Raw genomic sequence first — 13,336 nt, forward strand, 5'->3', positions numbered from 1 at the left:
GGAGCAGCTGTTCGCCGAGTTCGGCTTCACCGTGGACAACGTGGTGGCCAAGGCGCAGGCGCTGCTGAAGTAAGCCGCCGGGCGCAAGCCGATAAAAAAGCCGGTCATCATGACCGGCTTTTTTTATTCCATCACCCGATGAATCTGCAAATACTGCAGTAGCATGATGGTTTTGCCGTCTTTAATCCGGCCATCGGCGATCATCGCCACCGCGTCGCGAAACGGCAGTTCGATCACCTCAATATCTTCATCTTCAATGCCGCCGCCGGCCGCGCGCCGCTCATCGTCATGGTATTCGGCGATAAAGAAGTGCACGATTTCGGTCACGCCACCCGGCGACATGTAGGCTTCGAAGATTTTCTTCACCTCGCTGACCTGAAAACCGGTCTCCTCCACCGCTTCGCGGCGCGCGCACTGCTCCGGAGAGTCGGCGTCCAGCAAGCCGGCGCAGGCCTCGAGCAGCATGCCGCTCTCGTTGCCATTGACGTAGGTCGGCATGCGGAACTGGTTGGTCAGCACCACCGTGCCCTTGGCGCGGTTATACAGCAAAATGGTGGCGCCGTTGCCGCGATCGTAGACCTCGCGCACCTGTTGCACCGAACCGCCGTTTTTGCGTTTCAGATCGAACGTGTACTTGTGCAGCACATACCAGTTGTCCGACAGCAGCTCTTTCTTCACATTCTCAATTTTCGACGACATAACCCTTTTCCCTTGCGTGACAACGTGAAGATCATACCGCGATTAGGCCGCGCCGCGGCAGACGATTTGCAACAAAAATCACACCGCGCCCCGTCGGACAAGCCGGGACTTAGCATTGCTTAAAATAATGAAAAATAAGTCGCGCTCAGGCGCATAAGATTGCATAAAACCCAGTGCGATTCGCCCCCCAAAGACAAATCGTCAGAGGAAACCGGCCCGCCGCTGAAAATCGACGGGCGTTTCGCTATTCATTTGATTACACAACCACAATTGTTCCCGTTTTGTTGACAACTTGATACAAATCGCGGTGCATTTTAGTTGCAAAAGTTATAGTTTTGCTTTCGAATGAAACTGGCGACGCGCCCTACCTGAGAGAAGGATCCTTGATTGCTTGTTAAACGTTCCGTGACCGGCAGCCTGGCCAAAGCGCTGTTCGGCATCGTGATACTGTCGGTGCTCGCCACCGGGTTGGCGTTGACCACCGTCGCCGGCAGCCAGAGCGATGCCGAAGCGATCAATATCGCCGGTTCGCTGCGCATGCAAAGCTACCGGTTGGCCTTCGATCTCGACCAGCAGAGCCCAGAACTGGAGCTGCACCTGCAGCAATACCGGCAGTCATTGCAGGCGCCGGCGCTGCAAAAACTGGCGCGCTTCTACGTACCGGCCGAGGTGCGCAACCATTACCTGGCGCTGCAACAGGCGTGGCAAACGATGGAGCGGCAGATCCGCAACGGGCAAGCGATCGCCTATCGGGCGGAGGTCGCCGGCCACGTCAATCGCGTTGACCATTTCGTGTCCGCCCTGCAGCGCTATTCCGAATTGAAACTGACCCTGGTGGCCGCCGTCAGCGTGCTGGGTTACGCCGCCATCATCGGTCTGGTGCTGTTTTGCATTCGTTTTATGCGTCGCCAGGTGGTCACCCCGCTGCAGCATCTGGTCGACGCCAGCCAGCGCGTGCAACAAGGGGATTTTCGCCACCCGCAGTTGGACGTGACGTTGCCGAACGAGCTCGGCGTGCTATCGCAAACCTTCAGCGCCATGTCGGACGAACTGGCCCGGCTCTATCAGTCGCTGGAGCTGAAGGTACAGGAAAAAACCCAACGTCTGCAGCAGGCCAATGAAACGCTTGAGGTGCTGTATCGCTGCTCGCAGGCGCTGAGCGTGCGCCAGCTCGATCAGCAGGCGTTCGAAAATGTGCTGCGCATCGTGCGCCAAAGCGAACGGCTGCGCTGCATCCAGCTGAACGTAGCGGACGGCCAGGGCCAGTGGCGGCTGAGCGAAGGGGAAGCGGCGCCGACGCAGGCCTGGAACGCACTGCCGATCACCCAGGGCGACAAGCCGCTGGGCGAGTTGCGCTGGCAGCCCGAGGCACACCCGCCGCATCCTCACCTGATGCAGAGCCTGGCCAATATGTTGGGCCGCGGCGTCTACTTCAACCGGGCGCAAAAGCAGCACCAATATCTGCTGTTGATGGAAGAGCGTGCGACCATCGCCCGCGAGCTGCACGATTCGCTGGCGCAGACGCTGTCGTTCCTGCGCATCCAACTGACGCTGCTGCGACGCAGCGCCGCCGATCCGGCGGCGCAGACCATTATCGACGATTTCGATCGCACGCTGGCCGATGCCTATCGCCAGTTGAGAGAGCTGCTGGCCACCTTCCGTCTCAACATTCAGGAGGCGGATCTGAACGCCGCGCTGGAGCAGCTGTTGCAGCCATTAAAAGCGCTAACCCCCGCGCGGATTCAGTTACACTGTCGGCTGTCTTCGCAGGCGCTCAACGCCCAGCAGCAGGTGCACGCACTGCAGATCGTGCGCGAGGCGGTGCTCAATGCCGTCAAGCACGCCGGGGCAGACGAGATTACGGTGTGTTGCGAGGTCAACGCCGCAGGCGACAACGTTTTCAGCATTACCGACGACGGTTGCGGCATCGCCAGTCTGGAGGAACCGGAAGGGCATTATGGTTTGACCATCATGAGCGAACGCGCGGCGCGATTGGGAGGAACGCTGCACATTCAGCGCAGAAGCGGCGGCGGCACGGCGGTTTGCCTGACATTCTCGCCCTGACCTTGCGGCTGTTCATTCTGCGTTACGGTTGCCGCCGGGCGGAAGGCCGTCCGGGGAGGTTTACGGCGCTGATTGCCGCTATTTTTGAAGAGACAGTCCCACTGTGAAGCACGCCGCAGGGCGCGTTTGAGTGGCTTTACTTGCTACAGGGAGCATATTTCATGGTGATGAAGCAATACCGAGTCATGATCGTTGACGATCATCCGTTGATGCGGCGCGGCATCAAACAACTGCTGGGACTGGATGCGCGATTTAGCGTGGTGGCGGAGGCCGGCAACGGCAGCGAGGCGGTTGCGCTGGCGCTGCAGCACGCCCCGGACGTGATCTTGTTGGATCTGAACATGAAGGGCATGTCCGGGCTGGACACGCTGCGGGCCCTGCGCGACGAAGGCGTGGACGCGCGCATCATCGTGCTGACGGTCTCCGACGCGCGCAGCGATCTGTATGCGCTGATCGACGCCGGCGCCGACGGCTACCTGCTGAAAGACAGCGAGCCGGAACTGCTGCTGGAGCATATCGGCGCCGCCGCCGAGGGGCAGAACGTGATCAGCGACGCCATAGCCGACTATTTGCTGGCGCGCGGCGAGCAGCGCGATCCCTTTGCCGCCTTGACCGAACGTGAGCTGGATGTCTTGCAAGAGGTGGCGCGCGGCCTGTCCAACAAACAGGTAGCGGCGCAGCTGCATATCTCTGAAGAAACCGTGAAGGTGCACATCCGCAACATACTGCGCAAATTGGACGTGCGTTCTCGCGTGGCGGCGACGGTGATGTACCTGGAGCATAAAAGCCAATGAACGTCAGCCCCGGCCGCTGCGCCGGGGCAGCTTACTCGATGGCGCTGAGCAGCGCCTGATGGTGCTGGTGCACCCAGCTCTTGTTGAACGGCCCCCAGCTTTCCAGCTGATAGAAACCGTCGTTGTTGCGCACGCCCTGCTGCACGAACTGCAGCTCGACGCCCATGCCGGGCAGCGCCTTCAGCACATCCTGCAACGTGCGGCGCGGCCAACCGGTCAGCGCCATCAACCGCGGCACATTGGGCCGCTCACTGTGGCTGATCAGCCAGCACAAATAAAGCCGACGGGCAAATACCGGGTTAATTCCCATGCCAAGCTCCTGCTGTAAGGTGAGTCCTGTTTATTTCCGGTTCCGTGCGCGCGAAAAAGGCGCGCAAGGCCTTCGACAGTCATAAAAATGTCTTAATCGCGTCTCGTTGTCGGCAAACAAGCGCCAACGCCGTTTTACGCTACCGTTATTTACACTATCTCCTTTTTTTCTCCACGCTTTCCTCGGCTTTCCCGAGTACAGTGCAATAGCGCCGGGATCCCTCCCTGCCGCTGAAATGCATAATTCTGATGCGTTTTAAAGATAGAACAAGTCATAACGAGGTTCGCGCTGCATGGCCAATTTTTTTATTGATCGCCCGATTTTCGCCTGGGTGCTGGCAATAATTCTTTGCCTGACCGGAGCGTTGGCGATTTTTTCTTTACCGGTAGAACAATACCCGAATTTGGCGCCGCCGAACGTGCGCATCAGCGCAACTTATCCAGGCGCTTCGGCGCAAACGCTGGAAAACACCGTCACGCAGATCATTGAACAGAATATGACCGGCCTCGACAACATGATGTATATGTCGTCGCAGAGCACCAATACCGGTCAGGCGACCGTCACGCTGACGTTCGAAGCCGGCACCGACCCCAACGAAGCGATGCAGCAGGTGCAAAACCAGCTGCAGGCGGCGATCAAACGTCTGCCGCAGGCGGTGCAGAATCAGGGGGTCACGGTCTCGAAATCCGGCGATACCACGCTGATGATGGTGGCGTTCGTCTCCACCGACAACAGCATGGACAAGCAGGACATCGCCGATTACATCGTCTCCAACCTGCAGGATCCGCTCAGCCGCATCAACGGCGTCGGCAGCATGGACGTCTACGGCTCGCAGTACGCCATGCGCATCTGGCTCGATCCCAACAAGCTCAACAGCTATCAGCTCACGACCCAGGACGTGGTCAAAGCCATTCAGTCGCAGAACGCCCAGGTGGCGGTCGGCCAGTTGGGCGGCACGCCGTCGGTCGATAAACAGGCGCTGAACGCCACCATCAACGCCCAGTCGCAGCTCCAGACGCCGGAACAGTTCCGCCAGATCACCCTGCGGGTCAATCAGGACGGTTCGCTGGTGACGCTGGGCAACGTCGCCACCGTTGAGTTGGGCGGCGAGAACTACAACTACCTCAGCCGCTACAACGGCATGCAGGCCGCCGGCATGAACATCAAGCTGGCTTCCGGCGCCAACGAACTGCAGACCGACCAGTTGGTGAAGGACAAAATCGCCGAGCTGTCGCAATACTTCCCGCACGGACTGGAAGCCAAAGTGGCCTATGAAACCACCCCGTTCGTCAAAGCCTCGATCAAGGACGTGGTGAAAACGCTGCTGGAAGCCATCCTGCTGGTGTTCCTGGTCATGTACCTGTTCCTGCAGAACTTCCGCGCTACCCTGATCCCCACCATCGCCGTGCCGGTGGTGCTGATGGGCACTTTCGCCATCCTCTCCGCCTGCGGCTTCAGCATCAACACCCTCACCATGTTCGCCATGGTGCTGGCGATCGGCCTGCTGGTGGACGACGCTATCGTGGTGGTGGAGAACGTCGAGCGCGTGATGAGCGAGGAAGGCTTGCCGCCGCGAGAGGCCACGCGCAAATCCATGGGGCAGATCCAGAGCGCGCTGGTCGGCATCGCTCTTGTGCTGTCGGCGGTGTTCGTGCCGATGGCGTTCTTCGGCGGCACCACCGGCGCCATCTATCGCCAGTTCTCCATCACCATCGTCTCCGCCATGGTGCTGTCGGTGCTGGTGGCGATGATCCTGACCCCGGCCCTGTGCGCGACGCTGCTTAAACCGATCGCCAAGGGGCATCATCATGGCAAGCGCGGCTTCTTCGGCTGGTTCAACCGCATGTTCAACCGCAATGCCGATCGCTATGAGCGCGGCGTGGGGCGCATCCTGCACGCCAGCGGCCGCTATATGGTGATTTATCTGCTGCTGCTTGGCGGCATGGCGCTGCTGTTCATCAAGCTGCCGACCTCGTTCCTGCCGCAGGAAGACCGCGGCATCTTCACCGTACAGGTGCAGCTGCCGGCGGGATCGACCCTGCAGCAAACGTCCAAAGTGGTGGAGAAGGTCGAGCAGTACTTCCTCACCGAAGAGAAACAGGACGTGTTGTCGGTGTTCGCCATCATCGGCTCCGGGCCGGGGGGCAACGGCCAAAACGTGGCGCGCCTGTTTGTCCGGCTGAAAGACTGGGACCTGCGCGCCTCGGGCGCCAACAGCTCATTCGACATCATCGATCGCGCGACTCAGGCATTTAGCAAGATTAACGAAGCCCGGGTGATCGCCAGCAGTCCGCCGGCGATCACCGGCCTCGGCAACTCCTCCGGCTTCGATATGGAATTGGAAGACCACGCCGGCCTCGGCCACGCCAAGCTGATGGCGGCGCGCGATCAATTGCTGCAGCTCGCCGGGCAAAATCCGCTGCTGTCGCGCGTGCGCCACAACGGCCTGGACGACAGCCCGCAGTTGCAAATCGATATCGATCAACGCAAGGCTCAGGCGCTGGGCGTGTCGATCGACGACATCAACAGCACGCTCTCTACCGCCTGGGGCTCGACCTACGTCAATGACTTCGTCGATCGCGGCCGGGTGAAAAAAGTCTACGTGCAGGCTGCGGCGCCGTTCCGCATGCTGCCGGATGACATCAACAAATGGTATGTGCGCAACAGCACAGGCGGCATGGTGCCGTTCTCGGCCTTCGCCAGTTCGCACTGGGAGTATGGTTCGCCACGGCTGGAACGCTATAACGGCAGCTCGGCGCTGGAGATCGTCGGCGAAGCGGCCAACGGTGTCAGCACCGGCACCGCCATGGCGGAAATGGAGAAACTGGTCAGCCAGCTGCCGGCCGGCTTCGGTCTGGAATGGACGGCGATGTCCTATCAGGAACGGCTGTCCGGCTCGCAGGCGCCGGCGCTGTACGCCATCTCGCTGCTGGTGGTGTTCCTGTGTCTGGCGGCGTTGTACGAGAGCTGGTCAATTCCGTTCTCGGTGATGCTGGTGGTGCCGCTGGGGGTGATCGGTGCGGTCGCCGCCACCTGGCTGCGCGGCCTGGAGAACGACGTTTATTTCCAGGTCGGCCTGCTGACCATCATTGGGCTGTCGGCGAAAAACGCCATTCTGATCGTCGAGTTCGCCAATGAGCTGAACCAGAAAGGGCAGGATCTGATGTCGGCGACGCTCGACGCGTCGCGCATGCGCCTGCGGCCGATCCTGATGACCTCGCTGGCGTTCATCTTCGGCGTGCTGCCGATGGCCACCAGCAGCGGCGCCGGTTCCGGCAGCCAGCATGCGGTCGGCACCGGGGTGATGGGCGGCATGATCTCCGCCACCCTGCTGGCGATCTTCTTCGTGCCGCTGTTCTTCGTGCTGGTTCGCCGCCGCTTCCCCGGTAAAGCGCATCCTGCCGCCACACCGCCCGCCGAAGAGTGATCGGCGACGCATAAAAAAAGCAGCGTCGGATGACCGATGCTGCTTTTTCGAACGAATATTTCGTTCCCACGGTGTTTCAGTGATTTTCCAATGACTCAACCTTGCCATCGGCTTCATCGCTGTGTCAGTTGCCCAACATCTCATCAATGAAGTCTTTCCAGTTTCCTAATTCACGATCAACCATAATACTTTACAACCTCAATTATTTGACGAAGCGGATTCTACGCCTGTTTTTTGACCATGTGAAGGGAAACGGGAACGATGCCGGGCCCGGAAACCGGGGTTAGCGCACATTTTCGTATTTATCTGATCAATGTTCAGTGCGGCTATTCCCTTGTGATATCAATTTCTCCACGATAGCGTGTAAAAGGTATAACAATAAGCCAATGGAGCGCCGATCATGTCCACCTCTTTGTCCGTCTCACAGTTGAAAGCGCAAGGTCATTATCAGGAAGCCACTGCGCTGGCGTTACGGCAACTGGCGGCAGAGCCGGAAGCGGCGATGCTGCATTTTCAGCTGGCCTGCCTGTACGACGTTCAGGGTTTGGAGCGACAGGCGATTCCCTGCTACCTCGCGGCGTTGGGCCGCGATTTGCCGCCCGCCCAGCGCCGTGAAGCCTGGCTGGGCCTCGGCAGCACTTACCGCGCCCTCGGGAAATACCCGGCTTCGCTGCGCGCTTTCGACGATGGCCTGGCTGAGTTCCCGCAGGCCAACGAGCTGATGCTGTTTCGCGCCATGACGCTGTACAACCTGGGTGAAGGTAAACGGGCCGTGGCCGATCTGTTGTTGTTGCTGGCGGAAACCTCGTCAGACCCCGACATCCGCGGCTATCAGCGCGCCATTCGGCACTATGCCGCCGATCTCAATCATATTGATTAGAGGAAAACGATGGAAATCATCACCGATATGAACCGCCGCGCCATCGACTGGCGGCGGCTGTGTGAATTGCTGCAGGCCGCCGGGCTTGGCGAACGCGATCCGCATACGCTGCAACGCGTTTACCAACACAGCCAGTTTTGCTATTGGGGGTTTATCGGCGATGAGCTGATCGCCACCGCGCATGCCATCAGTGATTTGACCTCGGTCGCTTACCTGGCCGACGTGGCGATCGATCCGCGCTTTCAGGGGCAGGGATTGGGGCGCCGATTGATGGACCGAGTAATGCAAGATCTGGCGCCGCTCGGCAAGATTTTCATCTATTCGGTGCCGGAAAAACTGGCTTTCTATAAAAAGTACGGTTTTCATGATTTGACCACCGGCATGGTGTTCGCAGAGGGGGATGCTCTGCGGCGTTTGCAACAGGGGGGCTACGTGCGTTAATCGCGCACAACGTTCGGCTGATAAAAATACGGCGGCAAATTCCCCGCAGAATTGCTGCCGCTGTCAGGATCTTTCACCACGGCCGACGATTGCCGTAGCCGACATATTCATCGTTAACGCGATCCAATCCGTCTGCAAGACAAGACGCTATTTCCGAGGTGACCTTATCGAAAATTTCGATCCGGCCTTCTTTCATGCCATTCCCCCGTATAAATCATCCCCACTTGCACAACGCTCGCAGCTTAAAACATCGCATTTTTTTGATTAAGATTTATCTTTGCCATTAATTTGGCGCGCGCCATGAGATTGTCCCAGCACACTCTTTGAACTGCATTAAAAATAAGCGACGCCCCTCGCTAAAAAACAAGAAAAATCTTAATTATTAATTTATTAACATCCGCTCTCCCACAAGAAATGATCGGTATTAACGATCGAATATTTTATTTTGATAGCCACATTCTATGTTAATTCCTTTTAATAACCGGAGTATTAATAGAGGATTTCTATTCTATCCCTCTTTCTTCACTGGGCAGCTCGATTAAAAACCAAATTTACTCTTTATAAATCATGCTAGTATATGGGGCTTTCCTGCTTGTCCACCGCAGGATAGCGTTCTTACCCTGCGGCGCCCAATAAGTTCAATGTGAAATTATTTAGATTGTTTCTTTTTTTATGTTTTAAGATATCAATCCTCACCGGGAAATAGAAATTAAGGGATTATAATAAAATGAAAATCGATATTTTCAGCGAGTGTGCCTATACCACTATCGGCATCCGGCAGCTCATCAATCAAATCTGGGCGGAGAAACGCGCGCCGGCCGGCTTTAGCCGCAAAAGGGTCTGCTTTATCGATGTCACGATCGCCAATTTTGAAGCGCGCTACCGCGATGAATATGCCAACCCCAATACCTACAAAATAGTCATTATCACCGACTGCCTGCATGACATGGTGATTGTCGACAGCAAGACAATTATATTATCAAACCTTATATCATTGAGCCGCTTCAGCCACCTGATCGGCGACTTATATAAGCGCTACAGCCACTATACCGAGCCGCCGCAACTCTCTCAGCGCGAATCGCATTTTCTCTCGGAATGGTCGACGGGAAAATCGCTGGCCGACATCAGCAATGCCATGAATATCAGAAATAAAACCGCCAATCATTACAAGTCGCGAATAATGAAAAAACTCGGCGCCAGCCGGATAAAACCGCTCTTGCATATTACCCGCGTACGGTGTTTGACCGATCGTTTAAACATAAGGATCAATAAAGAGTAGCCCTCTCACCCTCAGATCCGTCCATACGGCAGAGCCTTTCGCCGGCGCCTTTCAATAGCGTCGTCGGCGAAGGCAGCCGTGTAACCACGTCGCCGGCCTCATCAATCGCACTACGGGCGCATCGTTGCTGGATCTCGTCGCCGCTTTACTGGCATTATCTCTGCTATCGCCGGGCGGCGAGCGGGCCGCTGGCCGCCCCCGCCGCTCAGTATCGACTCGACGAGACAGGTAGCTTTACGCCATGGCAAACAAACCACAACAGACAACGCTGACGATGTACGGCATCAAAAACTGCGACACCATCAAAAAAGCCCGCCGCTGGCTGGAAGATCAGGGCGTGGCCTATCATTTTCACGACTATCGCGCCGACGGCCTGGACGAACAACGGCTGCGCGGTTTCGTCGCGCAACTGGGATGGGAGCCGCTGCTCAATACCCGCGGCACCACCTGGCGCAAGCTGGATGAAGCGCAGCGCAACGCCTGTGATAACGCCGACGCCGCCATCGCGCTGATGCTGGCGCAGCCGGCGATCATCAAACGCCCGTTGCTGGACGCCGGCAACGGGCGCGCCCTGCTCGGTTTCAACGCCGACGCTTACCAGCAATTTATCGCCGAGGTCGCCGTATGACTTGCCCGGTTATCGAACTGGCTCAGCAGCTGATCAAACGCCCTTCCCTCAGCCCAAATGATGAAGGCTGCCAGCAGCTGATGATCGATCGCCTGCAGGCGATCGGTTTCACCGTCGAAGCAATGGACTTCGAAGACACTCAAAACTTCTGGGCCTGGCGCGGCGAAGGGCAAACCCTGGCGTTTGCCGGGCACACCGACGTGGTGCCGACCGGCGATGAAAAACGCTGGGACAACCCGCCGTTTGAACCGGCGATCCGCGACGGCATGCTGTACGGCCGCGGCGCGGCGGACATGAAAGGGTCATTGGCCGCGATGGTGGTGGCGGCGGAACGCTTTGTCGCCGCCAACCCGAATCACCGGGGCCGCCTCGCTTTTCTGATCACTTCAGATGAAGAGGCCAGCGCCACTCACGGCACGGTTAAAGTGGTTGAAGCGCTGATGGCGCGCAACGAACGGCTGGATTACTGCCTGGTCGGCGAGCCGTCCAGCACCGAGCGCGTCGGCGACGTGGTGAAAAATGGCCGTCGCGGCTCGATCACCGCCAACCTGCATATCCATGGCGTACAAGGGCACGTCGCCTACCCGCATCTGGCGGACAATCCGGTGCACCGCGCCATGCCGGCGCTGAATGAACTGGTGGCGATCGAATGGGATCGCGGCAACGAGTTCTTCCCGCCGACCAGCATGCAGATCGCCAACGTGCAGGCCGGCACCGGCAGCAATAACGTGATCCCAGGCGATTTCTACGTGCAGTTCAACTTCCGTTTCAGCACCGAACTGACCGACGCGATGATCAAGCAGCGCGTGGAAGAGCTGCTGGAACGCCATCAGCTGAATTACAGCATCGAGTGGCGTCTGTCCGGCCAGCCGTTCCTCACTTCACGCGGCGCGTTGGTGGATGCGGTGGTCAACGCCGTCGAGCACTATTCTGAATTGACGCCGCAGCTGTTGACCACCGGCGGCACCTCCGACGGCCGCTTCATCGCGCAGATGGGCGCGCAGGTGGTGGAGCTGGGGCCGGTCAACGCCACCATCCACAAGGTCAATGAATGCGTCAACGCCGCGGATCTGCAGCTGCTGAGCCGCATGTATCAACGCATCATGGAGCAATTGATCGCATGATCAACGCAGAAATGCTCACCGGCCGCTCGACCGAGCACCTGGCGCCGCTGAGCGGCAACCATCGGCTGCAGCCGGAAGCCGTCAACGCGTTCCTGGCGATGCAGCAGGCGGCGCGTGCGGCGGGATTCGATCTCCAGCCCGCCAGCACCTTCCGCGATTTTGACCGGCAGTTGGCTATCTGGAATGGCAAATTCTGCGGCCAGCGGCCAGTATTAGATAAGGACAGTCAACCGATCGACGTCTCGCCGCTGTCCGCCGCCGAGCGCTGTGAGGCGATCCTGCGCTGGTCGGCTCTGCCGGGCGCCAGCCGCCACCACTGGGGCAGCGATCTGGACGTGTACGATCCGTCGCTGTTGCCGGAAGGGCAAAAGCTGCAGCTGGAACCGTGGGAATATGAGGAAGGCGGCTACTTTGCGCCCCTTAACCAGTGGCTGACGGCGCATATGGCCGAATTCGGTTTCTACCGCCCCTTCACCGAAGACTGCGGCGGCGTGGCGGTGGAGCCGTGGCATCTGAGCTACCGGCCGCTGGCGCAAGAAGCCGAACACTTGCTGACGCCGGCGCTGTTGCTGGCGGCCTGGCAAGACAAGGAGGTCGCCGGTGCCGAATGGCTCGAACGCCATCTGCCATCGATTTTTTCGCGTTTTATACGCAGTAAAGGAAAGGAGTAGCTATGCAATGGTTAGCTGATTACTGGTGGATTATCCTGCTGGTTCTGGTGGGTATGGTCGTCAGCGGCATCAAGGAACTGCGCCGCGTTGACGTCAAAAGCTATCTGGCCAACAAGCCGGAGATACCGCCGCATCGCGACAACAACGCCCAGTGGGATGCCGAAGACGACTGGCCGAAGAAAAAGTGATATCAGGGCGCTCATCGGCGCCCTGAGTTTTTAACGGAAGGCGATCAGCTCGCCGCGCTTGCCGGACAAGGCTTCGTCCCAGTAGCGCTGCGGCACATAGTAATGCAACCTTTCCAGCGCGGCGTTCATCATGCCCTGGTTGATCGCATGCCCAACGTCCTGTTCCACGTCCAGCGTGAAATCGGCGCCGTTGGTCCGCAACGCCTCCGCCGCCGCGTGAGCGTGCTGCACCGCGATCACCGCGTCCTCTTCGCCGTGGATCAAATGCACCACGCTGTCGCCGAACGCCTGCTCAGGCAACTGGGCGAAACGCCCGCTGAACGCCACCACCCGCCCGGCGAGGCGGGTTTCCGCCTTCAACGCCTCCAGCGCCATGATCGCTCCCTGCGAGAACCCCACCAGGGCTGTGCCGGCATAGCCAACGCCGCTCAGCTGCTGCCAATGGCGCACCACGGCCACAAACTGCGGCATTACGTCTGCGATGCGGGCCACGCGGTTCTCTTCGGTCACGTCCTGCACCGAAAACCACTGGCGGCCGGCGCCGTTGCCAAACGCTGCGGGGCCACCGATGCTGACCACCTGCGCCTGGGGAAACTCTTTGGCGAAGTAACTGCCGATCTCCCCCATCGCCACCGGGTTGTCGCCGACACCGTGAAACAGCAAGATCAGCTGCGCCGCCGGGGTCGCCGGGCTTTGGACAACGAAATGCTCATGTTTCATCGATGACTCCTTAATAGTAACCAAACCTGACGCAGCGACAGTTGTCGCCGCACCGCTGACAGCCACTATACGCCGCTGAGAAATCGGGAAAATCGGGTTTTATTGAGCAAG

The 13,336-nt window shown here is 58.8% G+C and carries 14 protein-coding genes and 1 pseudogene; 11 read left to right on the plus strand and 4 right to left on the minus strand.

Annotated elements, in window-relative coordinates:
• Window positions 1–73: pseudogene (locus J9788_RS25275) on the plus strand (transketolase); the annotation flags it as partial.
• Window positions 74–123: 50 nt separating this feature from the next.
• On the opposite strand, the gene nudK reads toward J9788_RS25275, so the two are convergent.
• A complete protein-coding gene (gene nudK, locus J9788_RS18390; protein ID WP_033643990.1) occupies window positions 124–699 on the minus strand; it encodes a GDP-mannose pyrophosphatase NudK in 576 nt (191 codons plus the stop codon).
• A 387-nt stretch (window positions 700–1,086) separates the two neighbouring features.
• Here nudK and narQ point away from each other — a divergent pair, with 387 nt between their 5' ends.
• Together narQ and J9788_RS18400 are read left to right on the plus strand one after the other, a co-directional pair.
• Window positions 1,087–2,763 carry a nitrate/nitrite two-component system sensor histidine kinase NarQ gene (gene narQ / locus J9788_RS18395; protein WP_046897421.1) on the plus strand — a complete coding sequence of 559 codons (1,677 nt, stop codon included), beginning with the start codon at window positions 1,087–1,089 and terminating at the stop codon, window positions 2,761–2,763.
• Between the two features lie 161 nt (window positions 2,764–2,924).
• Entirely contained in the window at window positions 2,925–3,557 is a 633-nt protein-coding gene (locus tag J9788_RS18400) for a response regulator (RefSeq protein ID WP_182265504.1), read from the plus strand.
• 31 nt (window positions 3,558–3,588) lie between these two features.
• Here J9788_RS18400 and J9788_RS18405 read toward each other — a convergent pair whose 3' ends face one another.
• Window positions 3,589–3,867, minus strand: coding sequence for a helix-turn-helix domain-containing protein (locus J9788_RS18405; protein ID WP_004941750.1), 279 nt, complete (start codon window positions 3,865–3,867; stop codon window positions 3,589–3,591).
• Window positions 3,868–4,159: 292 nt separating this feature from the next.
• On the opposite strand from J9788_RS18405, the gene acrD reads away from it, so the two are divergent.
• On the plus strand, window positions 4,160–7,294 hold the full coding sequence (gene acrD / locus J9788_RS18410) for a multidrug efflux RND transporter permease AcrD (RefSeq protein ID WP_046687604.1): 3,135 nt from the start codon (window positions 4,160–4,162) through the stop codon (window positions 7,292–7,294).
• Between the two features lie 124 nt (window positions 7,295–7,418).
• Here the strand turns inward: acrD and ypfM are convergent, their stop codons facing one another.
• The gene (gene ypfM, locus J9788_RS25185) at window positions 7,419–7,478 is read right to left on the minus strand and encodes a protein YpfM (RefSeq protein WP_100396732.1); all 60 of its coding nucleotides are present in this window, start codon (window positions 7,476–7,478) and stop codon (window positions 7,419–7,421) included.
• Between the two features lie 216 nt (window positions 7,479–7,694).
• Here ypfM and J9788_RS18420 point away from each other — a divergent pair, with 216 nt between their 5' ends.
• The 7 genes from J9788_RS18420 (at window position 7,695) to J9788_RS18450 (ending at window position 12,505) form a co-directional block, all read left to right on the plus strand.
• Window positions 7,695–8,174, plus strand: coding sequence for a tetratricopeptide repeat protein (locus J9788_RS18420; RefSeq protein ID WP_046897419.1), 480 nt, complete (start codon window positions 7,695–7,697; stop codon window positions 8,172–8,174).
• Between the two features lie 9 nt (window positions 8,175–8,183).
• Complete coding sequence (locus J9788_RS18425; protein WP_147839004.1) at window positions 8,184–8,615, plus strand: GNAT family N-acetyltransferase; 432 nt, start codon at window positions 8,184–8,186, stop codon at window positions 8,613–8,615.
• 727 nt (window positions 8,616–9,342) lie between these two features.
• Window positions 9,343–9,894, plus strand: a complete 552-nt coding sequence (locus J9788_RS18430) for a LuxR C-terminal-related transcriptional regulator (protein WP_046897417.1) — start codon at window positions 9,343–9,345, stop codon at window positions 9,892–9,894.
• A gap of 241 nt (window positions 9,895–10,135) precedes the next feature.
• Window positions 10,136–10,522, plus strand: a complete 387-nt coding sequence (locus tag J9788_RS18435; protein ID WP_033651524.1) for an ArsC family reductase — start codon at window positions 10,136–10,138, stop codon at window positions 10,520–10,522.
• The gene (gene dapE / locus J9788_RS18440) at window positions 10,519–11,646 is read left to right on the plus strand and encodes a succinyl-diaminopimelate desuccinylase (RefSeq protein WP_033651525.1); all 1,128 of its coding nucleotides are present in this window, start codon (window positions 10,519–10,521) and stop codon (window positions 11,644–11,646) included. The genes J9788_RS18435 and dapE overlap by 4 nt, the downstream gene beginning before the upstream one ends.
• Window positions 11,643–12,317 (plus strand): M15 family metallopeptidase, encoded by a 675-nt coding sequence (locus J9788_RS18445; RefSeq protein WP_046897416.1) that lies wholly within the window; start codon window positions 11,643–11,645, stop codon window positions 12,315–12,317. The genes dapE and J9788_RS18445 overlap by 4 nt, the downstream gene beginning before the upstream one ends.
• A 2-nt stretch (window positions 12,318–12,319) precedes the next feature.
• On the plus strand, window positions 12,320–12,505 hold the full coding sequence (locus J9788_RS18450; protein WP_182265505.1) for a YpfN family protein: 186 nt from the start codon (window positions 12,320–12,322) through the stop codon (window positions 12,503–12,505).
• A gap of 30 nt (window positions 12,506–12,535) precedes the next feature.
• Here the strand turns inward: J9788_RS18450 and ypfH are convergent, their stop codons facing one another.
• Window positions 12,536–13,225 carry an esterase gene (ypfH, locus tag J9788_RS18455; RefSeq protein ID WP_042785172.1) on the minus strand — a complete coding sequence of 230 codons (690 nt, stop codon included), beginning with the start codon at window positions 13,223–13,225 and terminating at the stop codon, window positions 12,536–12,538.
• Window positions 13,226–13,336 lie beyond the last annotated feature (111 nt).

This window comes from Serratia sp. X10 (genome assembly GCF_017811775.1).
GTDB lineage: Bacteria > Pseudomonadota > Gammaproteobacteria > Enterobacterales > Enterobacteriaceae > Serratia > Serratia ureilytica.